The sequence below is a fragment of the Rhizobium sp. R339 genome, assembly GCF_002211395.1.
Lineage (GTDB): Bacteria > Pseudomonadota > Alphaproteobacteria > Rhizobiales > Rhizobiaceae > Rhizobium.
In genome coordinates, this window is record NZ_LOKV01000012.1 from 563,025 (window position 1) to 589,356 (window position 26,332).

Annotated in this window: 26 protein-coding genes; 16 read left to right on the forward strand and 10 right to left on the reverse strand. The window is 64.1% G+C overall.

Going from position 1 to position 26,332, the window contains the following annotated elements:
- Window positions 1-249: 249 nt before the first annotated feature.
- From ATY76_RS16700 to ATY76_RS16775, 16 genes are all read left to right on the forward strand, one after another.
- Window positions 250-1,035, forward strand: a complete 786-nt coding sequence (locus tag ATY76_RS16700; RefSeq protein WP_088675833.1) for an IclR family transcriptional regulator — start codon at window positions 250-252, stop codon at window positions 1,033-1,035.
- Entirely contained in the window at window positions 1,035-2,288 is a 1,254-nt protein-coding gene (locus ATY76_RS16705) for a Tm-1-like ATP-binding domain-containing protein (RefSeq protein WP_088675834.1), read from the forward strand. Before ATY76_RS16700 ends, ATY76_RS16705 begins: the two co-directional genes overlap by 1 nt.
- Window positions 2,285-2,935 carry an HAD-IA family hydrolase gene (locus ATY76_RS16710; RefSeq protein WP_088675835.1) on the forward strand — a complete coding sequence of 217 codons (651 nt, stop codon included), beginning with the start codon at window positions 2,285-2,287 and terminating at the stop codon, window positions 2,933-2,935. The genes ATY76_RS16705 and ATY76_RS16710 overlap by 4 nt, the downstream gene beginning before the upstream one ends.
- Window positions 2,936-2,952: 17 nt before the next feature.
- Window positions 2,953-4,308, forward strand: a complete 1,356-nt coding sequence (locus ATY76_RS16715; protein ID WP_088675836.1) for an aspartate aminotransferase family protein — start codon at window positions 2,953-2,955, stop codon at window positions 4,306-4,308.
- A gap of 2 nt (window positions 4,309-4,310) precedes the next feature.
- Window positions 4,311-5,594: an aspartate aminotransferase family protein gene (locus ATY76_RS16720; protein ID WP_088675837.1), complete on the forward strand. Its 1,284-nt coding sequence runs from the start codon at window positions 4,311-4,313 to the stop codon at window positions 5,592-5,594.
- 7 nt (window positions 5,595-5,601) lie between these two features.
- Window positions 5,602-6,621, forward strand: a complete 1,020-nt coding sequence (locus ATY76_RS16725) for a homoserine kinase (RefSeq protein ID WP_088675838.1) — start codon at window positions 5,602-5,604, stop codon at window positions 6,619-6,621.
- Between the two features lie 53 nt (window positions 6,622-6,674).
- Window positions 6,675-7,061 carry a 5-carboxymethyl-2-hydroxymuconate Delta-isomerase gene (locus ATY76_RS16730; RefSeq protein ID WP_088675839.1) on the forward strand — a complete coding sequence of 129 codons (387 nt, stop codon included), beginning with the start codon at window positions 6,675-6,677 and terminating at the stop codon, window positions 7,059-7,061.
- Window positions 7,062-7,105: 44 nt separating this feature from the next.
- Entirely contained in the window at window positions 7,106-8,623 is a 1,518-nt protein-coding gene (hpaE, locus tag ATY76_RS16735; protein ID WP_088675840.1) for a 5-carboxymethyl-2-hydroxymuconate semialdehyde dehydrogenase, read from the forward strand.
- Between the two features lie 37 nt (window positions 8,624-8,660).
- Entirely contained in the window at window positions 8,661-9,641 is a 981-nt protein-coding gene (gene hpaD / locus ATY76_RS16740) for a 3,4-dihydroxyphenylacetate 2,3-dioxygenase (protein WP_088675841.1), read from the forward strand.
- 229 nt (window positions 9,642-9,870) lie between these two features.
- Window positions 9,871-11,322, forward strand: coding sequence for an NADP-dependent succinate-semialdehyde dehydrogenase (gabD, locus tag ATY76_RS16745; protein WP_088675842.1), 1,452 nt, complete (start codon window positions 9,871-9,873; stop codon window positions 11,320-11,322).
- Between the two features lie 16 nt (window positions 11,323-11,338).
- Window positions 11,339-12,208, forward strand: coding sequence for a fumarylacetoacetate hydrolase family protein (locus ATY76_RS16750; protein WP_088675843.1), 870 nt, complete (start codon window positions 11,339-11,341; stop codon window positions 12,206-12,208).
- A 1-nt stretch (window position 12,209) separates the two neighbouring features.
- Complete coding sequence (hpaH, locus tag ATY76_RS16755; protein ID WP_088675844.1) at window positions 12,210-13,013, forward strand: 2-oxo-hept-4-ene-1,7-dioate hydratase; 804 nt, start codon at window positions 12,210-12,212, stop codon at window positions 13,011-13,013.
- A 12-nt stretch (window positions 13,014-13,025) separates the two neighbouring features.
- On the forward strand, window positions 13,026-13,832 hold the full coding sequence (gene hpaI, locus ATY76_RS16760) for a 4-hydroxy-2-oxoheptanedioate aldolase (RefSeq protein ID WP_088675845.1): 807 nt from the start codon (window positions 13,026-13,028) through the stop codon (window positions 13,830-13,832).
- A 107-nt stretch (window positions 13,833-13,939) separates the two neighbouring features.
- Window positions 13,940-14,728 carry an SDR family oxidoreductase gene (locus ATY76_RS16765; protein ID WP_088675846.1) on the forward strand — a complete coding sequence of 263 codons (789 nt, stop codon included), beginning with the start codon at window positions 13,940-13,942 and terminating at the stop codon, window positions 14,726-14,728.
- Window positions 14,729-14,743: 15 nt separating this feature from the next.
- On the forward strand, window positions 14,744-15,523 hold the full coding sequence (locus tag ATY76_RS16770) for a MoaF C-terminal domain-containing protein (RefSeq protein ID WP_088675847.1): 780 nt from the start codon (window positions 14,744-14,746) through the stop codon (window positions 15,521-15,523).
- Window positions 15,524-15,533: 10 nt separating this feature from the next.
- A complete protein-coding gene (locus tag ATY76_RS16775; RefSeq protein ID WP_088675848.1) occupies window positions 15,534-15,923 on the forward strand; it encodes a nuclear transport factor 2 family protein in 390 nt (129 codons plus the stop codon).
- Window positions 15,924-15,956: 33 nt separating this feature from the next.
- On the opposite strand, the gene ATY76_RS16780 is transcribed toward ATY76_RS16775, so the two are convergent.
- The 10 genes from ATY76_RS16780 to hpaR form a co-directional block, all read right to left on the reverse strand.
- Complete coding sequence (locus ATY76_RS16780; RefSeq protein WP_088675849.1) at window positions 15,957-16,901, reverse strand: helix-turn-helix domain-containing protein; 945 nt, start codon at window positions 16,899-16,901, stop codon at window positions 15,957-15,959.
- 15 nt (window positions 16,902-16,916) lie between these two features.
- Complete coding sequence (locus ATY76_RS16785) at window positions 16,917-17,633, reverse strand: ABC transporter ATP-binding protein (protein WP_088675850.1); 717 nt, start codon at window positions 17,631-17,633, stop codon at window positions 16,917-16,919.
- A gap of 1 nt (window position 17,634) precedes the next feature.
- Window positions 17,635-18,339, reverse strand: coding sequence for an ATP-binding cassette domain-containing protein (locus ATY76_RS16790; protein ID WP_088675851.1), 705 nt, complete (start codon window positions 18,337-18,339; stop codon window positions 17,635-17,637).
- Window positions 18,336-19,373 (reverse strand): branched-chain amino acid ABC transporter permease, encoded by a 1,038-nt coding sequence (locus tag ATY76_RS16795; RefSeq protein ID WP_088675852.1) that lies wholly within the window; start codon window positions 19,371-19,373, stop codon window positions 18,336-18,338. Before ATY76_RS16795 ends, ATY76_RS16790 begins: the two co-directional genes overlap by 4 nt.
- Window positions 19,370-20,236, reverse strand: a complete 867-nt coding sequence (locus tag ATY76_RS16800; RefSeq protein ID WP_088675853.1) for a branched-chain amino acid ABC transporter permease — start codon at window positions 20,234-20,236, stop codon at window positions 19,370-19,372. Before ATY76_RS16800 ends, ATY76_RS16795 begins: the two co-directional genes overlap by 4 nt.
- A 68-nt stretch (window positions 20,237-20,304) precedes the next feature.
- On the reverse strand, window positions 20,305-21,558 hold the full coding sequence (locus ATY76_RS16805; RefSeq protein ID WP_088675854.1) for an ABC transporter substrate-binding protein: 1,254 nt from the start codon (window positions 21,556-21,558) through the stop codon (window positions 20,305-20,307).
- Window positions 21,559-21,620: 62 nt separating this feature from the next.
- Window positions 21,621-23,216: a GMC family oxidoreductase N-terminal domain-containing protein gene (locus tag ATY76_RS16810; RefSeq protein ID WP_088675855.1), complete on the reverse strand. Its 1,596-nt coding sequence runs from the start codon at window positions 23,214-23,216 to the stop codon at window positions 21,621-21,623.
- Between the two features lie 3 nt (window positions 23,217-23,219).
- On the reverse strand, window positions 23,220-24,626 hold the full coding sequence (locus tag ATY76_RS16815; RefSeq protein WP_088675856.1) for an aldehyde dehydrogenase family protein: 1,407 nt from the start codon (window positions 24,624-24,626) through the stop codon (window positions 23,220-23,222).
- A 102-nt stretch (window positions 24,627-24,728) separates the two neighbouring features.
- Window positions 24,729-25,715: a helix-turn-helix domain-containing protein gene (locus tag ATY76_RS16820; RefSeq protein ID WP_088675857.1), complete on the reverse strand. Its 987-nt coding sequence runs from the start codon at window positions 25,713-25,715 to the stop codon at window positions 24,729-24,731.
- Window positions 25,716-25,806: 91 nt separating this feature from the next.
- Complete coding sequence (hpaR, locus tag ATY76_RS16825) at window positions 25,807-26,310, reverse strand: homoprotocatechuate degradation operon regulator HpaR (protein ID WP_088675858.1); 504 nt, start codon at window positions 26,308-26,310, stop codon at window positions 25,807-25,809.
- Window positions 26,311-26,332 lie beyond the last annotated feature (22 nt).

Sequence of the window (26,332 nt, forward strand, 5' to 3'; positions counted from 1 at the left end):
GACTGACGAGCGGGTGTTTTCGGCTTTTGTTGATTTTGCCGCCGTCAGCGCTTATGGTTCATTATTTGAACCTTAGCTTCAAATATAGACTTGCAAACAATCTCGGCCTCTGTCAAGTTATTTCGCATGTTAAGTATCTTGGGCCGCTGCTATCGTGTCGCGGCACAGGGTTTGCGGGCTGATTTGGCGGATGGCGTAAAGCCGGATGCGACAAGCCGGGACATGAACCCTACCCCAAGAGGAAGAACGATGAGCACGATCGGAAAGGCGCTTTCATTGCTGGACACCCTGTCACGGCTGGACAAGGAGGTGGGGCTGACCGACATCGCCCGCCTGTGTTCGCTCGACAAGGCGACGGCGCGGCGCTTTCTCGTGGAGCTGGAAAAACACGGCTTCGTCGAGCAGGATCTCGACAGCCGCCGCTACAGGATCGGATCGGCGCCGGTTCGGCTCGCCCGCATCCGCGAGGCGCGCTACCCCTTCCTGCGGGTGGCTGTGCCCTTCATCAAGACGCTCGCCGAATCCTCGGCGGAGACGGTGCATCTCTCGGAATTTTCCGGCGGCAGGCTGTCGACCATCCATGTGGAAGATCCGCCGCGCGCCCACCGCATCATCGTCGATGTCGGCAGCATCCTGCCGTTTCATGCCACCGCATCCGGCCTTGCCTTCCTCGCCTTCTGCCCGGCCAGGGAGATCGACGCCGCGCTGCAAAAGCCGCTCGAAAAATTTACCGACCACACCGTCGTCGATCCCGAACTGATCCGCGCCCTGCTCGATGAGACGGCGGCACGCGGCTTTTCGATCAGCCATCAGGGCCTCGAGGCCGGCGTCATCAGCGCCGCAGCGCCGGTGCGTGCGCCCGACGGACGGCCAATCGGCTGCGTGGCCGTCGCAGCGCCCCTTTCGCGCACCACGAAGACGGCCATTCACGACTTCGGAGCGCAGGCCATCGCTGCCGCCAATGCGATTTCAGAAAAATACTACGGGTCGGAAAGGCTCACGGGAACCAGTCCAAAAACCAGGAGGAGAGATTGATGAGCCCTGAGGCTCCCTCGCCAAAGATCCTCGTCATCGGCACCGGTGACACCAAATGCGATGAACTGCAATTCATGGCGTCCGTTATCAGGCAAGCCGGCGGCGAGCCCGTCATGGTCGATGTCAGCATTCTCGGCGACCCGCCCTACGTTCCCGATTATTCCAAGCACGACATCGCCAAGGCCGCCGCCACCTCGATTGCGGCGATTGCCGAAAGCGGCGATGAAAACAGCGCCATGGCGGCCATGGCCAGAGGTGCGGCGGCGCTGACGCTGCGGCTCTACAGGGACGGGCTCGTCGATGGCATCATCGTGCTCGGCGGCTCGATGGGCACGGATCTGGCCCTCGACGTCGCCGCCGTCCTGCCGCTCGGCGTTCCGAAATTCGTGGTTTCGACCATCGCCTATTCGCATCTGATCCCGCCCGAGCGCATTGCACCCGACCTGATGATGATCCTGTGGGCCGGCGGCCTTTACGGCCTCAACAGCATCTGCCGCTCGGTGCTGTCGCAGGCCTGCGGCGCCGTCGTCGGCGCGGCAAAGCACGGAACCAAACCGGATCGCACCCGCCCGCTAATCGGCATGACCTCGCTCGGCTCTTCCTGCCTGAAATATATGAAGCATCTGCGCCCCGAACTGGAAAAGCGCGGCTACGACCTCGCCGTCTTTCATTCCACAGGCATGGGCGGCCGCGCTTTCGAAGCCATCGCCGCCGAGGCCGGCTTTGCCGCCGTCTTCGATTTCTGCATCCAGGAGGTCAGCAATCATCATTACGGCACGGTGGTGACGTCAGGGCCGGACAGGCTCGAAAATGCCGGCCGCGCCGGCATTCCGCAGATCGTCGCCCCCGGCGCAGTCGACATGGTCGATCTCCAGGCCTGGCAGACCCTGCCCGATATCTTCGCCGATCGTCCCTACCATGCTCATAACCGGCTGATCGGATCGGTGACGACCTCGCCGGACGGACGGCGGGAAGTGGCACGGGTGATCGGCCGGAAACTGGCGCGGGCCGAGGCGAGGGTCGCCTTCCTGCTGCCGACCGAAGGGCTGCAGGAATGGGACAAGCCGGACGAGCCGCTGCACGATCCGGAAGGCCTTGCCGCCTTCCTCGACGAGATGCGCCGCGCCATCCCGCCATTCGTCTCGTTCCAGGAAGTCGACGCCCACATCAATTCTCCCGACTTTGCGGCTGCAGCCCTTGCCGTTTTCGACAGCTGGGTGGCCGAGGGCATCATTCCGGAAGGACGGCCATGACGAGCGCACGCGCCCTCATCCTCGATTTCGGCGGCGTGGTCACCCGCACCCTGTTCGAGACACATGACATCACCGAGCGCACGCTCGGCCTTCCCCCAGGCTCGCTCACCTGGCTTGGGCCGTTTGACACCGCGACCGACCCGCTCTGGGTGGCGATGCAGAACCGCGAGATCACCGAACGTGATTACTGGCTGACGCGCGCCGGCGAGATCGGCCGGATGGTCGGAGAGAGCTGGACCGACATGCAGACCTTCGTGCGCCGCGCCCGCGGCTCCGAGCCCGAGCTGGTGCTGCGGCCGGAGGCGCGCGACGCCATCCTGCGGGCCAAGCAAGCGGGGTTGAAGCTCGCGATCCTGTCGAACGAACTCGATCTCTTCTACGGCGTCGAATTCCGCAAACGCTTCCCGCTGATCGACCTCTTCGACGTCATCGTCGATGCCACCTACACCAAGATCCTGAAGCCCGATCCGCGCGCCTATGAGCACGTGCTGTCCGAACTTGGCCTGGCGCGCGAAGCCTGCGTTTTTGTCGACGACCAGAAGAAGAACATCGAGGGCGCCGAAGCCGTCGGATTGCCGCATGTGCATTTCGACGTCACCCGCCCCGCCGAAAGCTATGCCCGCGCGCTTGCGATGCTGGGCCTCTGAACCCGAGAGGAATTGAGATGCGTGAAACCAATTTCATAATCGAGAACAATGCCCGTCATATGTGGCACCCGATGGCCCATCCGGCCGAAATGCAGGCGCAGCCGCCGCGCATCATCAATGCCGGCGAAGGCGTCGAAATCGTCGATATCCACGGCAAGAAGGTACTGGATGCCGTCGGCGGTCTCTGGAACGTCAATCTCGGCTATTCCTGTGAGCCGGTGAAGAAGGCGATCCGCGACCAGCTCGACGAGCTGCCCTATTATTCGACATTCCGCGGCACCACCAATTCACCGCTGATCGAACTCTCCTATGAGCTTGCGGAATGGTTCAGGCCGGACGGATTGAGCCGCTCCTTTTTCACCTCGGGCGGCTCGGATTCGGTCGAGACCTGCCTGCGGCTTGCCCGGCAATATCACAAGATCAACGGGCAGCCGGAGCGCACCAAATTCGTCGCGCTGAAGAAGGGCTATCACGGCACGCATTTCGGCGGCGCCTCCGTCAACGGCAACCAGAATTTCCGGCGCAATTACGAGCCGCTGCTTCCCGGCGTTTTCCATCTGCCGGCGCCTCTCGCCTACCGCAACCCGTTCGGGACCACCGATGATGCCGAGATCGCGGCCGCCATCGGCCGGCTCTTCGAAGACGAGATCGCATTCCAGGGGGCGGACACCATCGCCGCCCTGATCGTCGAACCGGTGCTGGGGGCCGGCGGCGTTATCGTCCCCCACGAGACCTTCCTGCCGCTGATGCGCGAGATCTGCGACCGCCACGGCATCCTGCTGATCGCCGATGAGGTCATCACCGCTTTCGGGCGCACCGGCGCCTGGACGGGATCGCGTCTCTGGGGCGTCAAGCCGGATCTGATGTCGACCGCCAAGGCAATCACCAACGGCTATTTCCCCTTCGGCGCCGTCATGATCGCAGACAAGGTGGTGGAGGTCTTCGAAGGCAGCAAGGGCGCATTCGGCAGCATCGGCCACGGCTATACCTATTCCGGTCATCCCACCGGTGCGGCGGCCGCGCTTGCGACCTTGAAGGAGACGAAGCGGCTGAACGTCGCCGCCAATGCCGCTATGCGCGGAGAGGAACTCATTACCGGCCTCAGGAAGCTGCAGGACAAGCACGAGCTGATCGGCGACGTGCGCGGCAAGGGTCTGATGTGCGCGCTCGAACTCGTCAGCGACCGGAAGAAGAAGAGCGCCGCATCGAAGGATGTGATGCAGAAGGTGCAGGATGCCGCCTATGATGCCGGCGCGCTGGTGCGCACCTCCGGCGCCAATGTCATCATGTCGCCGCCGCTGATCGTCACGGCAGGGGACGTGCAGACGATCCTGACGGCGCTCGACGCCGGCCTTGCCGCCGCGGGGGCCTGATCATGTCCGACAACGCTGCCCTTATCGCGCGCCGAGAGCGGCTTCTCGGCCGCAACATGTCGCTCTTTTATGACGACCCGATCCACCTGGTGCGTGGCGAAGGCGTCTGGCTCTGGGATGCCGAGGGCCGGCGCTATCTCGATTGCTACAACAATGTGCCGCATGTCGGCCATTGCCATCCGCGTGTGGTCGAGGCAATCACCCGGCAGGCTTCGACGCTGAACACCCATACGCGTTACCTGCATGAAGGCATCCTCGATTATGTCGAACGCCTGACCGCGACCTTCGACGCGAGTCTCGACGCTGCGATCCTGACCTGCACCGGCAGCGAAGCGAACGACGTGGCGTTGCGCATGGCGCAGGCCGTCACCGGCAAGACCGGTGTGATCGCCACCAACCATACCTATCACGGCAACACGGCTGCCGTGTCGCAGCTCTCGACCCGCATGCCGCCGGTCGGCGGCTTCGGCGGCCATGTCAGGCACGTGCCGGCGCCCGACAGCTACCGCCCGCTCGGCGGCGAAGATGGCGAGGCCTTTGCCGCGGCCTTCGCGGCAGAAGTCGAGGCGGCGATCGCCGCGCTGCAGGAGAGCCCGCACGGTTTTTCGGCCATCATCATTGATCCGTTCTTCGCCAATGAAGGCTTTCCGGATCTGCCGCCGGGCTTTCTCGACAAGACGGTCGCGGCCGTGCGCAAGGCCGGCGGTCTTGTCATCACCGACGAAGTGCAGCCCGGTTTCGGCCGTACCGGCTCCGATATGTGGGGCCACCAGCGCGCCGGCATCGTTCCTGATATCGTGACGCTCGGCAAGCCGATGGCGAACGGCCATCCGGTCGGCGGCGTCGTTGCCAATGCCGAGGTGCTAAACGCCTTCCGCAAGGCCTTCCGTTACTTCAATACGTTTGGCGGCAACCCCGTCTCCTGCGCAGCGGCGATGGCGGTCCTCGACGTGATCGAGGACGAGAAGCTGATCGAGAACGCCCGCAATGTCGGCGAATACACCCGTGACGCCTTCAAGCGGCTTACGCAGAAATATTCGATTATCGGCGACGTGCGCGGCAGCGGTCTCTTCATGGGCATGGAATTCGTGCTGGACCGGGCGACGAAAGAGCCGGCAGTTTCCGAGGCAAGCCGGATCGTCAATGAAATGCGCGAGCGCGGCGTGCTGATGGGCAAGATCGGCATCCATCAATGCGCCACCAAGATCCGGCCGCCGATGCCGTTTTCGCGGGAAAACGCCGATCTGATGTTGTCGGTCTTCGACGACGTGCTGTCGGGCCTGTGAGGCTGAGATGGCCGATCAATTGCTGCAAACCATCCGGGATGCACTGCAGGAACGCGCGCGGGAAGCGCTCGAACATTGGGCGGTTCTGGCCGACGAACCGGTCCTGCTGAAATACCGGGAAAATGCCGTCTTCCGCATCACCCTTGCCGACGGGCAATCCGCCGCCTTGCGGCTGCATCGGCCGGGCTATCACGACGAGACAAGCCTGCGTTCAGAACTCGATTTCATGGCAGCCTTGCGGCGCGGCGGTCTCAATGTTCCAAGCCCCTTGCCAACAGGCGACGGGCGCAACCTTGTCCGCCTGCCGGCTAACCGAAAATTTCCCGAGCATCATGCCGATGTCGTCAGCTGGATCGACGGCGCGGCCCTCGGGCAGACCGGCACGCCGCTGTCGCAATCGGCGAAAACCCAAGCGGATATCTTCTTCCGCATCGGCCATGCGATGGCGACCCTGCATGATCTGGCCGACGCATGGACGCCGCCGCCAGGGTTCCGTCGCCCCGCATGGGACGCCGAAGGCCTGCTTGGAGAAAGCCCCCTCTGGGGTCGCTTCTGGGATTGTCCGGGGCTTTCACGCGACGACGCCGCCGCGCTCTCGGCATTGTGCGGTGATTTGCGCCGCCAGCTTGCCGATGCGCAGCGAAACGGCCTCGACTATGGCCTGATCCATGCCGATCTGGTGCGCGAGAACATCTACCTGACGGGAGACGAAAACCAGGTCGCCTTCATCGATTTCGACGATGCCGGCTATGGTTTCCGTCTCTTCGACCTCGCCACGGCGCTGCTGAAGAACCGCCAGGAGCCCGCCTACCCTGCCATCGAGAATGCCTTGATCTCAGGCTATCGCAGCCGGCGCGGGCTTTCCGATGCGGCACTGCGAAGCCTGCCGCTGTTCATGGTGCTGAGGAGCCTCACCTATATCGGCTGGCTTGCCGAACGGCCTGAAATCCCGGGCGCTACCGAACGGCTGTCGCGTTATGTCGCCGAAAGTCTGGAGCTCGCAAGAAAGCTCGACGCCGGCGCTTGACATCTCCGGCAAATTTATTAACGTGTTAAGTAAATACGGATCGGGGAGGATCGATGCCGCATCTCACCATCGAATATTCGGCCAATCTCGACGGCCGCGCCGATATCGCCGCCCTCTGCCGGACGCTGCTGAAGACCGTGCTGGAGACAGGCCTGTTCGAGATCGGCGCGGTGCGTGTGCGCGCCCTTCGCGCCGAGCACTATGCGATCGCCGATGAACTTGCCGAGAACGCTTTCGTCGATCTGAACTTCCGCATCGGCAAGGGGCGCACGGCCGAGGAAAAGAAGCGTACGGGCGAAGCGATCTTTGCGGCGGCGACGGACGTGCTTGGTCCCCTCTTCGCCACGCCGCATTTCGCCCTGTCGCTGGAGATCCGCGAGATCGATGCGGAGCTGAGCTGGAAGAAGAACGCCATCCATCCGCGGCTGGGCGCCAAGTGACAAAACCCGTCTCGCCGGACGAGACAACATCAGGAAAATCGACGATGCCGACATTGCAGGAAAACATCGCAAAAGCCGAAACCTATCTTGCCCGCTTCAAGGAGCGCGGCGTCCTCAACCGCATCGGCGGCGAGGATATGGCAGGCGGTGACGGCGCCACCTTCGAGACCCTCTCGCCGGTCGATCTGAAGCCGCTCGCCACCGTCGCGCGCGGCAATGCCGCCGATATCGACCGCGCCGCCAGGGCCGCCAAATCGGCCTTTGCCGAATGGGCCGCCATGCCGGGCGATGCGCGCAAGAAGCTGCTGCATAAGATCGCCGACGCCATCGTCGCGCGTGCCGAAGAGATCGCCTTCGTCGAATGCATGGATACCGGCCAGTCGCTGAAATTCATGGCCAAGGCGGCGCTGCGCGGCGCTGAGAACTTCCGCTTCTTCGCCGACCGCGCGCCGGAGGCCCGCGACGGCAAGGCGCTGCGCGCCGATGGCCAGGTGAACGTGACGACGCGCGTGCCGATCGGCCCGGTCGGCATCATCACGCCGTGGAACACGCCCTTCATGCTGTCGACCTGGAAGATCGCGCCGGCCCTTGCCGCCGGCTGCACCATCGTCCACAAGCCGGCCGAATTCTCGCCGCTGACGGCCCGCCTGCTCGTCGAAATCGCCGAAGAGGCCGGCCTGCCCAAGGGCGTGTGGAACCTCGTCAACGGCTTCGGCGAGGATGCCGGCAAGGCGCTGACCGAACATCCGCTGATCAAAGCAATCGGCTTCGTCGGCGAGAGCCGCACCGGCTCGATGATCATGAAACAGGGCGCCGACACGCTGAAGCGCGTGCATTTCGAACTCGGCGGCAAGAACCCGGTCGTCGTCTTTGCCGATGCCGATCTCGAGCGCGCGGCCGACGCCGCCGTCTTCATGATCTATTCGCTGAACGGCGAGCGCTGCACCTCGTCCTCGCGCCTGCTGGTCGAAGACAGCGTCTACGACAGGTTCACCGCGCTCGTCGCCGAAAAGGCGAGACGCATCAAGGTCGGCCATCCCCTCGATCCCGAGACGGTCATCGGTCCGCTGATCCACCCCGTGCACGAAAAGAAGGTGCTGGAATATATCGCGATCGGCCGCTCCGAAGGCGCGACATTGGCTGCCGGCGGCGAGAAGTTCGATGGCCCGGGCGGCGGCTGCTATGTCTCCCCCACTCTCTTTACCGGCGCCGACAACCGGATGCGCATCGCCCAGGAGGAAATCTTCGGGCCGGTGCTGACCGCCATTCCCTTCAAGGACGAGGCCGATGCGCTGGCGCTCGCCAACGACGTCCAGTACGGCCTGACCGGCTATCTCTGGACCGCGGACGTCACCCGCGCCTTCCGTTTCACCGACCATCTCGACGCCGGGATGATCTGGGTGAACTCGGAAAACGTCCGCCACCTGCCGACGCCCTTCGGCGGCGTGAAGAATTCAGGCATCGGCCGCGACGGCGGCGACTGGTCCTTCGATTTCTACATGGAAACCAAGAACGTCGCCTTTGCCACCAAACCGCACGCCATCCAGAAACTCGGCGGCTGAGCCGCCCATAGATAAGTACGCATAAGAGGAGGAACCCATGCCCCTGCCGACACCCAATCTCCATCCGCCCTTCAACATCGTGCGTCTCAGCCATGTCGAACTCGGCGTCACCGATCTCGCCAAGTCCCGCGCCTTTTATGTCGACACGCTCGGCCTGCAGGTGACGGACGAGACCGCCGATACGATCTACCTCAGGGCAATGGAGGAACGCGGCCATCACTGCATCGTGCTGAAGAAATCCGGCAAGGCCGAAGCCCGCGACCTCGGCTTCAAGGTCTTCGGCGAGGAGGATCTCGATAAGGCCGCGCATTTCTTCAAAAGCAAGGACCTGCCGGTCGAATGGGTCGAGCGCCCCTACCAGGCGCGCACCTTCCGCACCCGCGATCCACACGGAATCCCGCTCGAATTCTATTCGAAGATGGACCGCCTGCCGCCGATCCACCAGAAATACGCGCTCTACAAGGGCGTCAAGCCGCTCAGGATCGACCACTTCAACTGCTTCTCGCCGAATGTCGACGCATCAGTCGCCTTCTACAACGAGCTCGGCTTCCGCGTCACCGAATATACCGAGGATGCTGAGACCGGCCGTCTCTGGGCCGCCTGGACGCATCGCAAGGGCGGCGTGCACGACATCGCCTTCACCAACGGCCGCGGCCCGCGTCTGCACCACACCGCCTTCTGGGTCCCGACGCCGCTCAACATCATCGACCTGCTCGACCTGATGGCGACCACCGGCTGGGTCGCTAACATCGAGCGCGGCCCCGGCCGCCACGGCATCTCCAACGCCTTCTTCCTCTATATCCTCGATCCCGACGGCCACCGCATCGAGATCTACTGCTCGGACTATCAGACGGTCGATCCCGATCTGGAGCCGATCAAGTGGGATCTGAAGGATCCGCAGCGCCAGACGCTCTGGGGCGCGCCGGCTCCCAAATCCTGGTTCGAGCACGGCAGCCTCTTTGCCGGCGCCGATGTGGTCGAGCCCGATTTGAAGGCACAGCCGATCATCGCGCCCTGAGGCCGCCGCCGTGCGGTTCGCGCTGAAGACTGCCCCTCACCCTAACCCTCTCCCCGTCCTGACGGAGAGGGGACGTGCCCCACAAAACGTAGGTGAGGGACGGAGACGTTACGGCTTGTCCCCTTCGCCCCGTTTACGGGGAGAAGGTGGCGGCAGCCGGATGAGGGGCAATTGTCCGAGATCGGGTATCCGTAATGTCGAGGGCAATTCCCGCAAAGAGGAGACAGTCATGCAATTGAAGGACGCAACATTGTTCCGCCAGGCCGCTTTGGTCGGCGGCAATTGGATCGAGGCCGGGGAAGACGGCATCGCCGTCGACAATCCCGCCACCGGCGAGATCCTCGGCCGCGTTCCCAATCTCGGGGCTGCCGAGACGAAGGCGGCGATTGCCGCAGCCGAGGTGGCGCAGAAGGAATGGGCGGCACGCACCGCCAAGGAGCGCGCGGTGATCCTGCGGCGCTGGTTCGAGCTGATGATGGACAATCAGGACGACCTCGGCCGCATCCTGACGGCGGAACAGGGCAAGCCGCTGGCTGAAGCCAAGGGCGAGATCGCCTATGGCGCGAGCTTCATCGAATGGTTTGCCGAGGAGGCCCGGCGCCTTTATGGCGACATCGTGCCCGGCCATCAGAAGGACAAGCGCATCCTTGTCATGAAGCAGCCGATCGGCGTCGTCGCGGCGATCACCCCGTGGAATTTCCCGAATGCGATGATCACCCGCAAGGCAGGCCCGGCCTTTGCCGCCGGCTGCGCCATGGTGCTGAAGCCGGCCTCGCAGACGCCGTTTTCGGCGATCGCCATTGCCATCCTCGCCGAGCGCGCCGGCTTTCCCAAGGGCCTGTTCAGCGTGCTCACCGGTTCGGCACGCGCGATCGGCGGCGAGATGACCGCAAGCCCGATCGTGCGCAAGCTGACCTTCACCGGCTCGACCGAAGTCGGCGCCGAGCTTTACAGGCAGAGCGCCCCGACCATCAAGAAGCTCGGGCTGGAGCTCGGCGGCAATGCTCCCTTCATCGTCTTCGACGATGCCGATCTCGATGCGGCGGTCGAAGGCGCGCTGATCGCCAAGTTCCGCAACAACGGCCAGACCTGTGTCTGCGCCAACCGGCTCTATGTGCAGGAGGGCGTCTATGACGCCTTTGCCGAGAAGCTGGCGAAAGCGGTCGGCGCATTGAAGACCGGCAACGGTTTCGACGAGGGCATCAATCTCGGCCCGCTGATCGACGAGTCTGCCCTTGCCAAGGTCGAGGAGCATGTCGCCGACGCGCTGTCCAAGGGCGGCCGGGTCGTTGCCGGCGGCCGTCGCCACCGGCTCGGCGGACGCTTCTACGAGGCGACCGTGCTCGCCGACGTCACCCCGGCCATGGCGGTCGCCAAGGAAGAAACCTTCGGGCCGGTGGCGCCGCTCTTCCGCTTCAAGGACGAGGCCGATGTCATCGCCCAGGCCAACGATACCGAGTTCGGCCTTGCCTCCTATTTCTACGCCAAGGACCTTGCCCGCGTCTTCCGGGTGGCCGAGGCGCTGGAATACGGCATGGTCGGCGTCAATACCGGGCTGATCTCGACGGCCGAAGCGCCCTTCGGCGGCGTCAAGCTTTCCGGCCTCGGCCGCGAGGGCTCGAAATACGGCATCGAGGAATTCACCGAATTCAAATATGTCTGCCTCGGCGGCATCGCCTGAGGCTTAGGAGGACCCTATGACACATCCGCGCTTTGCCACCTTCTTTGCCGATGGACGGAGCCGCTATGGTCTCGTGGGCAACCAGGGGATCGTCGATCTGTCGGAGCGCTATGGCTCATCCTGGCCGACGCTGCGTGAGGTCGTCGCGGACGCCGCTTTCGACCGGTTGCTCGACAAGGCCAGCGGCTTTGCCCCCGACTTCTTCTTCGACCAGATCACCTATGAGATCCCTGTTCCCGCACCCGAGAAGATCATCTGCGTCGGGGTCAACTTCCCCGATCGCAACGAGGAATACAAGGACGGTCAGGCAGCACCCTCCAACCCGTCGCTGTTCATCCGTTTCCCGCGCTCCTTTACCGGCCATGACCAGCCTTTGATCCGGCCGTCGGAAAGCCCGCAGCTCGACTATGAGGGCGAGATCGTCATCGTCATCGGCAAGGGCGGCCGGCGCATCGCGGAAGCCGACGCCCTTTCCCACATCGCGGCTCTGTCGCTGTGCAATGAAGGTACGATCCGCGACTGGGTGCGGCATGCGAAGTTCAACGTCACCCAGGGCAAGAACTTTGACCGCACCGGCGCGATTGGTCCGTGGCTCGTGCCCTATCGGGATGAAAGCCAGCTTGCCGATATCAGGCTCGAAACCCGCGTCAACGGCGAGGTGCGCCAGAGCGACCGGACCAGCCGGATGATCTTTTCCTTCCGCAAGATCGTCAATTACATCTCCACCTTCACCACGCTGGTTCCCGGCGACGTCATCGTCACCGGCACGCCGACGGGCGCCGGCGCCCGCTTCGATCCGCCGATCTGGCTGAAATCAGGCGATGTCGTCGAAGTCGAGGCCGATGGCCTCGGTGTCCTGAGAAACACCATCGCAGACGAGGTGTGAAATGCTGACGTCTAACGACATCGAACAGGCCGCGCTGAACCTTGACGAGGCAGAGCGGACGCGTGTGCAGACCGGACTCCTATCGTTGAAGCATCCTGAAATGACGATGGACGATGCCTATGCCGTCCAGAGCGCCTGGGTGAAGAAGAAGATCGCGCGCGGCCGCAAGCCGATCGGCTGGAAGATCGGGCTGACGTCGAAGGCGATGCAATATGCGCTCAATATCGACATTCCCGATTCCGGCGTGCTCTTCGACGATATGATGTTCGAGGACGGCGCCACCGTGCCGGCCGATCGCTTCATCCAGCCGCGCATCGAAGCTGAGATCGCCTTCGTGATGAAGGCGCCGCTGAAAGGCCCGGGCATCTCGATCTTCGATGTGCTCAACGCCACCGACTATGTGACGCCGGCGCTCGAAATCCTCGACACCCGCATCCTGCGCGTCGATCCCGAGACGAAGAAGGCGCGCACCATCGTCGACACCATCTCAGACAATGCCGCCAATGCCGGCATCGTCACCGGCGGCCGCGCCGTGCGGCCCGATGAGATCGACATGCGCTGGATGGGTGCGATCGTCAGCCGCAATGCCGAGGTCGAGGAAACCGGCCTCGGGGCCGGCGTCTTGAACCAGCCTGCCCGCGGCGTCGCCTGGCTTGCCAACCGGCTGGCGCAATATGGCGATGGCATCGAGGCTGGACAGATCGTGCTGGCTGGTTCATTCATCCGTCCGATCGAGGCGCGGCATGGCGACACCATCCATGCCGATTTCGGCCCATACGGCTCGGTCGGTCTCTATTTTGCATGAAGGAGTGAAACCATGCCGGCGCCCAAGAACCTCTTCAAGCAGGCCCTGAAAGAGGGGCGGGCGCAGATCGGCCTCTGGCAGGCGCTCGCCAGCCCCTATACGGTCGAAATCTGCGCTGGCGCCGGTTACGACTGGCTGCTGCTCGATGCCGAACATGCCCCGAACGACGTGCCGCTGCTCGCCTCGCAGCTACAGGCGATGAAGGGATCGGCAAGCCATCCGGTGATCCGCCCGCCGGTCGGCGAGACGTGGATCATCAAGCAGATGCTCGATATCGGCGCGCAGACGCTGCTCATTCCGATGGTCGACAGCAAGGAGATGGCCGAAGCCATGGTCCGCGCCGTGCGTTATCCGCCGCAGGGCGTGCGCGGCGTCGGTGCTGCCCTTGCCCGCGCCTCCGATTTCAACCGCATTCCCGATTATCTCCAGACCGCCAATGACGAGATCTGCCTGCTGCTGCAGGTGGAAAGTCGCGCTGGGCTCGCAGCGCTCGACGCGATCGCGACGACGGAGGGCGTCGACGGCGTCTTCATCGGCCCGTCCGATCTCGCCGCCGACATGGGCTATCTCGGCAGGCCCGGTGCACCCGAAGTGCAGGCCGAAGTCGAAAAGGCGCTTGCCAGAATCCAGTCGCATGGCAAGGCCGCCGGCATCCTGATCGGCGATCTCGCCCTCTCCAAGCGCTACCTCGAACTCGGCGCCACCTTCGTCGCGATCGGCAACGACGTCATGCTGCTTGCCAATGCCACCGCCAAGCTGCTTGAGGACTTCCACAAGGCCGAACCTGCCACGCCCGCGGGCGACGTGAAGGTCTACTGACCTTTCCCGCATCGTTTTGCACGCTCAGTCAAAACGGAGTGCACAGCTGGACAGGACGCCTCCCGGCCTTTCGACCATGATGATCGAAAGATCCAGGAGGAAGAGATATGCGTTTCAGCAACAAGACGGCGCTGATCACCGGCGGCGGCACGGGCATCGGCGCTGCCGTCGCCCGGCGCATCCGTAGGGAAGGCGGCAACGTCGTGCTCGTCGGACGGCGCCCCGCGCCGCTTCGCGCCGTCGCCGATGAGATCGGCGCCACCGTTATTACCGCCGATGCGGCCGATGGCGCTGCGATGCGGGCCGCGCTCGAAACTGTTGTCGAGACATTCGGCGGGCTCGATGTGCTGATCGCCAATGCCGGCGGCCATGGTGTCGGACCGACGATCAGCATGTCCGATGAGACCTGGGATCTCGCCACCCGGCTCAACCTCAACACCGCCTTCGTCAGCGCCCGCGAATCCCTGCCGCACCTGATCCGCAGCAAGGGCAATATCGTCGTTCTTGCCTCGATCGCCGGGCTGTTCGCCGGGCCGGATGCGGCGGGTTACGTCACCATGAAACATGGGTGCATCGGCCTTGCGAAGTCATTGGCACGCGACTACGGCCGCAAGGGCGTGCGCACCAACACGGTCTGCCCGGGATGGGTGACGACTGACATGGCCGATGAGCAGATGCAGGTGATCGTCGAGAAGTTCCAGCTGAAAAGCGTCGAAGAGGCCTATGCGCTCGTCACCAAGGACGTGCCGCTCGGCCGCCCGGCGAGCGCCGAGGATGTCGCCAACGCCGTCTGCTTCCTGGCCTCGCCGGAGGCTTCGATGATCAACGGCGCGATCCTGACCGTGGACGGCGGCGCCGGCACGGTCGATCTGCCGACCCTCGCTTTCGCAGAATGACAGGAGGAGAGTACGATGAACGAAAATCCCAAGGATTGGAAAACCTACGACGAATTCGCCTATGGCATCGACACCAACCGCCTGCCCGCGAGCGACGCGCTGGCCGGTTCTTCCTACAGGATCGGCTTCGATGACGGCCGTATGCTCGACCTTGCCATCGGCAAAGGCGAGGCCGAATGGTCAGACGGCAGGGAAGGCGCCACCGACAAGGCTGAGGTGATCGAGGTCGCGCCGAACACCTATTTCATCGAGATCGTCTTCGCCGGCCGCCCGCGGGAGGCCGAAACGCTGATCCTCAACGTCGAGACCCGGCGAGCGCTTTCGATCTATTCGATCGTCCGCGATGCCAAGGATGCCGCCGGCGAACCGCAGGTGGCGCAGATCTTCCGGCCTGGTATCGTCGAGGGCGGCGCCGCGAGCGGACCGGAGCCGGCGGAAAGCCGCGATCTCATCGGGCTCAGGGCGCATTTCACCTACAGCCCCAACCATGTCTACGAACACACCTACCTCTCCTCGCAGCGCTATGCCTGGCAATGCCTGGTCGGCGTCCAGCGCGGCCATGGCGACGTCGATCTGACGACCACCTACAAGTTCGACGAGAACCAATACGTCTTCACCTTCCGGGAGTTCAAAATCCCGGTCGCCTCAACCTTCTTCTACAATTTCGACGACATGCGCTCGACCGGCAAATTCCTCGGCATCACCGGCGACGGACGCATCCAGAACAGCCCGGCCGGCGCTTTCATCCGTAAGGCTTCGATGACCTGTTACCTGCCGGGCCAGGAACCGGTGTGAGGACGAGACAATGAAAAGAGCTTTCGACATCGTGAAGGCGCATTACGACGCCAACGACCGCCGCGATATGGACGGCATGCTGGCCGACATCGCATCCGATTGCCGCTGGACCGAAATGGACGGATTTCCCTGTGCCGGCACCTATGTCGGCCCGCAGGAGGTCTTCAGGAATGTCTTCCAGGCGCTCGGCGAGACATTCGACGGCTACACCTTCAAGCTGGAGCGCCTCCTCGATGCCGGCGACGACGTCATCGCCATCGGCGACTATAGCGGCACCCACCGGCAGACCGGCAAATCCTTCAAGGCCCGCGTCGTCCATGCCTGGCGTGTGGCGGACGGCAAGATCCGGCGCTTCGAGCAGTTCACCGATACGCTGCGCGTCGCGGAATCGATGCGATAAAATCCGCGTGGCCCGGGGCAAAGCCGGGCCGCCTCAGGAAAGCGCGGCCTTGCACCATTGCGACGGCGAAACAGCGTAGCGGGCGCGGAACGCCCGCGAAAAATGCGCGCTGGAGGAAAAGCCGAGCGCAAAGGCGATACCGGATATTTCACCGCTATGGCCGCCGGCCTCGCGCAGCTTTGCCGCAGCCAGCTGCAGCCGCAGGTCCCAGATATAATCCGACGGCGTCAGCCGCTCGGCCTCGAATGCGCGATAGACGTAGCGCACCGAACAGCCCATGCGCCGTGCGATCATGGCGACGGTGAGATCCGGCCGCGCGATATTGCCGGCGATGAACGCCTTGATGCGGGCCAGCAAGAGATCGAGGGGATCGGCAACCAGCCGCTGCGGCCGCCCCTCGCCGATCATTGTGCGGACGAGATCGATCATCGTCTGGCCGACGCTCGAACGCCGCGCCTCGTCGAGATGGCCGATTTCCTGCATGGTCGATTCCATCAGCGACAGCAGAATGCCGCACATGCCGTCCTGCCCGGCATGTGCGGTGAAGGGTGCTGCCAACCGTTCGACCGCGGCCTGCGGCAGCGCCTGCCGCGGCATTTGCAGCAGCAGCTGGCGGACCGGCGTGCTGTTGGTCAGAACATAGGGCCGGCGCGGGTCGTAGATGACGAGGGCATTGGCGGCAACCGGCGCCTGCACGCCGCTTTGTCCGATCGAGGCGCTGCCCTCTGTCTGCAGGATCAGCTTGATCGCATCGGGATCCTCAGGCCCGGCCGTCACCCGTTCGCCGAAGACGACATGCCGGTCGGCTTCCAGCCGCGTCAGCCGGCATGCTCCGAGCATAGTCGAGAGCATCGCGCTCTTTTCCTCGTCGGCGCCACCGAAATCGAGCCTGACATTGCCGAACAGCGTGCGGGCAAGCCCTGCGAATTCCCGGCCCCGAGCCGTCTCGACATGGCGGTGATCGGCGGCAAAACGCATGATGGTCTCCTCGCTTCAGCTCGCCAGATAGGCGCCATGAAGAATGTCCGGCTGCGCTTTCAGCGTGGCGGCGGGGCCGTCGAAGACCAGCCGTCCGCGTTCCAGCACGAGAGCCTTGTCGGCAAGATCCAGCGCGAGATTGGCGAATTGCTCGATCAGCAGCACGCCGATGCCGCCGGCGGCGGCAATCTTCAGTGCTTCGGCCAGACGCTTGACCACGGCAGGCGCGAGGCCGAGCGAAAGCTCGTCGACGATCATGAAACGCGGCTTTGCGACGAAAGCCTGCGCCATCGCCACCATCTGCTTCTGGCCGCCGGAAAGATCCGATGCCGATTGGCGCCGGCGCTCGGCAAGCTCGGGGAAGATCTCATAGGCGCGCTCCAGCCCTTTCCGTCGCGCAACCGCTGACGGATCGAGCGCGGCGACGAGGATATTGTCCTCCACGGACAGTTGCCCCAGTACGCGATGCCCTTCGGGAACGAGTGCAAGGCCCGCGCGGCGGATGCGGTCGGGTGCAAATCCTTCGAGCGCGATGTCTCCCAGGCGCACCGCCCCGCCGCGCGGCAGAACGCCCGCCATGGCCATGACGGTGCTCGACTTGCCGGCCCCGTTGGCACCGAGCAGGGTCGTCACCTTGCCGGCCGCGACCGAAAAGGAGATATCGTGGATGACGCGTTTGCCGCCGCGTTCGACGACAAGGTTTTCGACGCTGATCTCGGAGATCCCGCTCATTTCAGAACTCCCCCAGATAGGCGCGCCGCACGTTCGGATCGGCAAGCACGGTCTGCGTCGGGCCAAGGGCCAGCAGCTTGCCGTAGTCGAGCACCATGGTTTCGCTGCACATGGATCTGATGAGCTCGACGTCGTGATCGATGACCAGAACCTGCGCGCGGAATTCGGCCGGAATGCGCAGCACCAGTTCGCGGAACGCCTTTCCCTCCTCCTCGGTCAGTCCGGCGGCCGGTTCGTCCAGCAGGATGAGCTTCGGCTTTCCGACGACGCATTTCGCCAGCTCGACCAGGCGGCGCTGGAAAAGATTGAGCGATTGGCCCAGCCGGTCGGCAGCCGCGGTGAGACCGGCGAAGGAAAGCGCCTCATCCACCGCTTCGGAACGATGGGCTGCGCCGACGACATGATCGGCGATCGCCGCGATATTGCCGGCTACGGTCAGGTCTTCGACCACCTGCTCGGTCTGGAACGAGCGGCGCAGGCCGGCGCGCACGCGCTGGAGCGGCGACATCGGCAACAGCGCCTCGGCGCCGAGCGACACCGTTCCCTGAACCGGTCGGACGAAGCCGGAAAGCACGTTGAGCAGCGTCGTCTTGCCGGCGCCGTTCGGGCCGATCAGCCCCGCGACCGGCGCCGTGAGCACCGCGCTGAGCTCATTGATCGGCCTCACGCCGCCGAACTGGACGACGAGATTGTCGATGGTGATCATCGTCCCCTCCCCTTCGATAGGCCGCCGTTCAGACGGGCGATCAATGCCGCGATCTGGCCAGCAATGCCGGCCGGCGCCGTTGCCAGCGCATGGAACAGCGCTATGCCGAAAATGCCGATCGTGACGTAGCCGTCGATGCCGAGATCGGTGAGCAGCGCCGGCACCGCCCGCAGCAGCAGGCCGGCGATCAGCGCGCCGTACCAGTTGAAGACACCGCCGACGATGGCGAGCGCGAAGAGGTTGAGGCTCTCGAATGCACCGAAGGCGCGCCCGTCGAGCTGGCCGACATTGCCGGCCAGCAGCCCGCCGGCAAGGCCGGCGAGCAAGCCGCTGAGCGCAAAGGCCCAGGCCTTGTAGACCAGCACGTTGACGCCGCTCGCGACCGCGACGGTCTCGCCCTTGCGGATCAGCGCCCAGGCCCTGCCGGGACGCGCGAGCTTATGCCATTGCGCGATGGAAAGGCCGATTGCCGCCGCCACGCAGACATAGAGGAAATAGGGAACCTCGCCGCCGGCCACCACAGGCCTTGCCAGCATCTCGCGCCCCGAACCGTCGGCCCGGCCGAGAAAACCGGGGCCGCCATCGGGAAAACCCCAGGCGCTGATGACGATCTGGAAGGCGCCCGCGAGCATGAGTGTGACGAGCGCAAGATAGAGACCGCGCAGCCTGAGCGCCGGCACACCGAAGGCGAGCCCGACCGCGGAGGCGACGATGCCGCCGGCAAGCAGGCTCACTTCGAAGGGCGGATGGAAGGCATGGCCGATGCGCAGCGTCACCCAGCCGCCGACCCCGACGAGGGCGAACTGGCAGAGCGAAACCAGGCCGAGCTGGCCGTAGAGAATGGCAAGGCCGGCCACCGACAATGACAGCGCGACGGCGGAGGTTGCCGCCGAAAGCCAGAAGGAGTTGGCCAGGAAGGCGACCGCGGCCGCGAAGATCGCCATCGTCACGGGAACATGCAGAAGCTGCTTCGGCAGGCGCATCATCGACGGGCCTTCGGCGTTGGAGGCGATTGTTTGCGGCTGAACGCTCATCGGTCTTTCAACGCGGCCTTCGCCGTGCCTCCCAGGATCGTGACGGCGGCAAGCGCGATGATGAAGGGTGCGGCGGCGCGATAGGGCGATATCCAGGCAAGGGGCGTCAGCGCCGCTTCGGCAATGCCGATCAGGATGCCGGCGGCTGCCGTCTCCCAGAGCGAGCGCAGCTGGCCGAGGATCGCCGCGGCAATGGCTGGGATGACCAGCAGTGTCAGGAAGGTGCCCTGCAGCCGCACGAGATCGGCAAGCAGCAGGCCGGCAAGGCCGGAGAAGATACCGGTGATGATCCAGGCGGCTGTCTCGGTATGGAGGACGCGCACGCCGAGCACGGCGCTGAGATCACGGTCGTTGGCCAGCGCGCGCATGTCGAGGCCAAGCCGCGTGCGGGAAAGCAGCAAGGTGATCGCGACGACCATGGCGACGGCAAGAAGAAGAGCGATGATACGGGTATAGGTCAGGCGCACGGCAAAGAGCGACACGAACATCTGGTCGGTCGGAAACTGCAGACGGCGCGGAAGCTCGCCCCAGATGACACCCATCACGGCGATCAGCACGAGCGCCGGCGCCAGTGTACCGACGGCACGCACGACGGTATCGCGATGCGACAGCATCGGCGCGAAGATCCGCCCATAGAGAAAACTGACCGCCGTCGAGACGGCAACGGCGGCAAGAATGGCGACGGCGAGCGGCATCTTCCACTCGAGCAGCTGCCAGGCACAATGCGCGCCGATCGCGCCGAAGGCGCCGAAAGCGAAATTGAGAACGCCGGTCGCCCGAAACAGCACGACGAGGCCGACGCCCGACAAGGCATAGACGGCGCCGATCCCGAGCCCCGATATGATGAAAGGAAGAATGTTCATAGGCCGATCCTCTGGGACTTATCGTGCCCCGCGGGGTAATGCCGCGGAGCACGATGGCAGACGCAGGCTCAGTTGAGGCCGGCGGACTTTTCGAAGGCGCGGATGTCCTTCAACTCGGGATCCGGTGACGGCGCGCAGTCGGAGACGACTTTCCACTTGCCGCCTTCGCTGACCGCCATGCGCGTCGTCGAATTGGCGTTGTGGCGGGTCTGGCCGTCGCCGAAATACCAGGGGGCGCAGAAGATATCGCTCTTGAAGCTCTTGATCCCACGCACGGCCGCCGATGCGGTTTCGCGGTTGATATTGGCGGGATCGAGCGTCATCAGCGCCGTTTCGGCGATCCTTGCCGCGAGATAGCCGGCCTGGGCGAAGGTATCGCGCGGATCGGATTTCTGGCCGTACTGATCCATGACGGCGAGCCAGTTCTGATTGTCGGGCGTCGTCGCTTCGAGATCGTTGAACTCCATGTTGACGATGAAATTCCCGTCCCAGCCGGCGCCGATCGTGCCGGGCACGGAGAGATCATAGGTAGAGGCAGCGCTCAGGAATTTGATGCTCTGGTTCAGCCCCTGCTCCTCGGCAGCGGTCAGCAGCGGTACCGTCACACCCTTGGGCAGGCCGAGGATGATCAGGTCGGGCTTGGAAGCCGCCGCCTGCAGGATGGTCGACGTGGAATCGGCGGTGCCGGGATCCATCAGGATCGTCTCGGCCTTCAGGCCTTTTTCCCCAGCGAGCTGGATGATCCCGTCGCAGGACCAGGTGCCGACATTCGGGATGTTCGGACCGATGCAGACCACCGACTTTGCGTTCAGATGATCGAGCGCATAACCCATGGCGCCGAGCATCGAGACGCGCGGACCGGCATTGGTGGGCGCGTAATTTGCCGCGAAGAAGCATTCGCGGGGAACGCCGACGCCGGCGACGACGAGAATGCCTGATTTCTTGTAGAAATCGGCATTGGCGCCGCATTCGACGAAGCTCGAATTGCCGACCATCAGCACGGCCTTCTCGTCATTGACGAGTTTGGCCGCGAGCTGCGCGGCGGTCTCGGGATTCCACTGGTCGTCCTCGACCAGATATTCGACCGGCCGTCCCTTGATGCCGCCATTGGCGTTCAGGCAGTCGAAATAGGCCTTGGCGGCCCGGGTCGAATTCGAGAAATCGTCCGGTCCGGTCTTGCCGGTGATGGCGCCGATCACGATCGGTTCGCCGGTCGCCGGCTTGCCGCTATTGTCGCCGCAGGATGCGGCGGCATGGGCGCTGAACGCCGAAACGAGCGTCAGCAGCAGGCCGATTGCCAGCCCTTTTGGATTGATAGGCATTGTCTCCTCCAGTTGTTGCCCCGCTCCCCACGGGGTAGTGAGTGTGATCGGCGATGCCGGGCTCAGCCGGAAATCGCCTTTCCTGTCATGAATGCTGCGGCCTTTGCCGCGATCATCATCGTCGGCGCATTGGTGTTGCCCGAGACCAGCGTCGGCATCACCGAGGCGTCGCAGACGCGCAGCCCCTCGACGCCGCGCACCTTGAGGTCGGGTCCGACGACGGCCATGCGATCGTCGGCGCGGCCCATGCGCGCCGTGCCCGCCGGATGAAACACAGTCTTGGCCGACTGCCTGATGTAAGCGCGCAGGGCTTCCGGATCCTTTTCGACGCCGGGCTTCGGCAGCACACGGCGCTTGACCAGTTTGGCAAGGGCCGGCGCATCGAGGATGCGGATCGCGGTCTCGACGCCGCGCACCAGGGTTTCGATATCGGCGGGATCGGAGAGCAGGTTGGCGTTGAAATCCGTCTGCTCCCTGGGATCGGCGCTCTTCAGCCTGATCCAGCCGCGCGATCGCGGCCGGAGGTAGCACGGCCCGATGCTGAGGCCATGGCCGGGCTCCGGTTCGCGGTCGACGAAACCGATCAGCACGGGCAACACATGGAACTGCACATCCGGCTGGCCGGTGCCTGCGGTATCGACGAAGCCACCGCATTCGACGACGTTGGACGACAGCAGCCCGCGATGCGATGTCAGGTAACGCAGCATGTGGCCGGCGGCGCGCAGGCCCCTGTCATGGCCGAGGATCGAGATCGGTTCGTGCGTTTCGCCTTGCACCGGCACTTCGAGATGATCCTGATAGTTGGCGCCGACGCCCGGCAGATCGGCGACGACCTTGATGCCGAGCGAGGAAAGATGCGCGCCATCGCCGATACCCGACAATTGCAGGATCTTCGGCGTGGCGATGGCGCCCGATGTGAGCGCGATTTCGCGCGACGCCTTGAAAGTCGTGCCGTCGAGCAGTTCGACGCCGGCTGCCCTCTGCCCCTCGAACAGGACGCGCGCCACCTTGCGCTCGGTCAGCACGGTGAGGTTCGGCCGCTTCTCCGCTTCGCGCAGGAAAGCCTGGGCCGAACTCCAGCGCCGGCCGCCATGGGTGGTGCTCTGATAGAAGCCGACACCGGCCTGATCGGCGCCGTTGAAATCGTCATTACGGGGAATGCCGATTTCGGTCGCCGCCTTGACGAAGGCCTCGCTCAGCGGATGCCGGTGGCGCGGATCGGAGACGTGCAGGCCACCCTTCTTGCCATGAAATTGGCCGTTCAGCCGTTCGTTGCTTTCCAGCGAGCGGAAGGCTGGAAGCACGTCGTCATAGGACCAGCCCTGGCAGCCCATCTGCGACCAGGTGTCGTAATCGTTGCGATGGCCGCGAATATAGATCATCGCGTTGACCGAGCTGCCGCCGCCAAGCACATTGCCCTGCGGCACGATGCTCGGCCGGCCGTTCAGGCCCTTGTCGGGGTTCGATGCATAGGGATGGATATCGATCCCCTTGCCCAGCACCTTGAAGAAGGTGGCGGGGATATGGATCCAGGGATCGGCGTCACGGCGGCCGGATTCGATCAGCAGGACCTTGTGCGCCGGGTTTTCCGACAGGCGGTTGGCCAGCACGCAGCCCGAGGATCCGCCTCCGACGATGATGTAATCGTAAGTCGTCATGGCTCAGCTCAGCACGGTCTGGATCGTCGTGAATTCCTTCAGCCCTTCGGCGCCGAATTCGACGCCGATGCCGGATTGCTTGACGCCGCCGAAGGGCGCGTTCGGCTGGATCGCGCCGTGCTTGTTGATCCAGACCGAACCGCATTCGAGCTGCATCGCATAGCGCTTCGCCTTCTCGACATCGGCAGACCAGACCGAGCCGCCGAGGCCGGCCGGATTCTGGTTGGCACGGGCGATCACCTCGTCGAGATCGCTGTAGCGGATGATCGGCAAAGCCGGGCCGAACTGCTCCTCGTCGACCAGCCGGACGCCGTGGTCGACATCGGCGACGAGCGTGATCGGGTAGAAATAGCCCGGCCGGTCCAGCGGCGCGCCGCCGGTCAGGATGCGGCCGCCCTTTGCGCGGGCATCGTCGACGAGATCGCGCACCTTGTTGAACTGCAATTCGTTCTGCACCGGGCCGAGGATGCTTGCCTCATCCAGGCCGTCGCCGATGGCGATCTTGCCGGCATAATCGGCAAGTGCGGCGCAGACCTCCTCATAGATGCTGTCATGCACGTAGAGGCGCTTCAGTGCCGCGCAGGTCTGGCCGTTGTTGATGAAGGCGCCCCAGAACAGGCCCTCGACGATGCTCTTCGGATCGACGTCGGGCAGCACGATGCCGGCATCGTTGCCGCCAAGCTCCAGCGTCAGCCGCTTCAGGGTGGCGACGGCCGAGGCCATGATCTTCTTGCCGGTCTCGGTCGAGCCGGTGAAGGTCATCTTGGCAATGCCCGGATGGGCGGAAAGGGCGGCGCCGATGCTGTTTTCGCCGGTGATCACATTGACGACGCCGGCCGGCAGCACCTCGTTGATGATCTCGATGAGGCGGATAGTCGAAAGCGGCGTCAGGGGCGACGGCTTGATGACGACGGTATTGCCGGCGCGCACCGCCGGCATGATGTGCCAGCAGGCGATCATCACAGGCCAGTTCCACGGCGTGATCGAGCCGACGACGCCGATCGGCTTGCGGTGCAGCTCGACGCGGCCCTCATTGTCGTCCTGCAGGATTTCGACCGGCAGGTCGATTTCGGCCGTATGCCGCGTCCAGGCGAGCGCGCCGCCGATTTCGAAGCGCGAGCCGAGGCCGTTAAGCGGCTTTCCCTGTTCCCGGGTCAGGATCTGCGCCAGTTCTTCGGCGTGTTCGGCAATCTTCTCTGCGATCGCCCGGCAGGCCGCTGCCCGCTCCTCATTCGACGTCCGCGACCAGCCTTTGAAGGCTTCGGCGGCGGCGGCGACGGCCCTGTCGAGATCGGCTTCTTGAGCAAGCGGCATATAGCCGACGATTTCGCCGTTCGATGGATTGGTAACCGGCGCATGATCGGTCGCGGCGACAGCTTCGCCACCGATGAGCAGGGTAGACTGCTTCACGATATTCTCCTCCCGTGAGATCGAGGAGAACTATGACTTTCGCTGGAAAAGCCGTCTTGGGGAGAAACGCGCCCCGGCTTGGACGGAAGCGCAGAGTGCGCTTCAGACCATCTTCTGCGCCGGTTCGCCGGAACGAAGCAGCTCGCTCGGGGCGCAATCGAACAGCTCCTTGAAGCTGCGATTGAAATAGGAAATGTCGTTGAAGCCGGCGGAATAGGCGACCTCGGCGATGGTCGTCGGGTTGCGCTGTTCCTTCAGCTGCTCGATCTTCTCGCGTGCGAAGCGCAGGCGCTTGTCGCGGATCACGGTGGTGCAGGTCATGCCCATGCCCTGGAAATCCTGCTGCAGCGTGCGGATCGATACGCCGAGCCTCGTCGCGAGCCATTTGGCGTTGAGATCGCTGTCGGTCAAATGCTTGTCGATCAGGATATCGACCATCTGCATGCGCCTGCCGGCGCTGTCATGCAGGGAATTCAGGCTTGCGGTCTGGATGTCGGTCGACAGAAATGCCTGGCGAGTCGTGTCGAACATCAGCTGGCGCAGATGCGGCGAGGCCGCCTCGCTTTCCGGCGTCGTCATCATCTTGGCGATCAGCGCGCGCAGCATCACCGCCATCGGATCGCCGGCCGAAAGCTTGCGGGCCACGTCGAATTCCACCTTGCTGCCCGAATACATCAATTGCCGCGGCAGATGCAGGGAGAGATGATTGGAGAAGTGGCCGCGGAAAAAGAAGGTGGTCGGCCGCGTGGAATCGACGAGGATGCATTCGCCGACATCGAGGATGTTCTGCCGGCCGGAATGCTCCACGCCGCAGGCGCCCTCGAGCTGCATGATCAGGAACAGATGCTCGTGCGCATCGCGGCGAATGTCGTCCCAGCCGCGATGGACATAATCGAGATCGTTGGACACATGGGCGAATTCCATGCCGCACACATCGATGCGGCTTGCCGTGCCGACTACCTTGTCGCCGCGCTCCATCGTATGCGCGTTGAAATTCCCGCAGATGTTATGAAGGTCCTCAGCCCATTGATCATAGGGCGTCGGCGACCATGTGCGATCGACAAGGCTGCGGTTCTGCAACAGGTCCAACTCTGCCTCCCAACAGTGTCAGTATCGCTGAAGACTGCAACAGGCTGGCCCGATCGTCAATCATGTATTTAACATATTAATTAAGGAGGGCCTATTCCTCACCCTCCGGAGCGCCTTCGAGCCTTAGCGCCGCCAGTTCGTCGAGCATGTCCAGGAGCTCTTCGACCCGCTCGGCGCCAAAGCGGGCGCCGATATCGGCATAGACCTTCAGGCTCTCCGGCATGACCTCGTCGACCATGGCCTGTCCCGCCGGCGTGATGCGCAGCAGCACGCGCCGGCCGTCGGCCTTGTCCTTATGCTTGGTGATGAAGCCGCGCTCCTCAAGCGAGCGGATCATGCGCGTCAGGCTCGGCGCCAGGATCGAAGCCTTGTCCGCCACTTCGCTCGCATCGAGCATTCCCGCTTCGGAGAGCACGCGGATCACCCGCCACTGTTGCTCGGTGACGTCATGCGCCGCCAGGATCGGCCGGAAGTGGCTCATGACCGCTTCGCGCGCACGCAGAAGCCCGATCGCCAGGGATCTCCGCCGCTCCGGCGATGCCTGGGCCGTCGACGACAAAGGTATTTCGGCTTGCTTCTGTTGTCTGTTGCTCATCGGCTCCCCGCACGCATGGAAT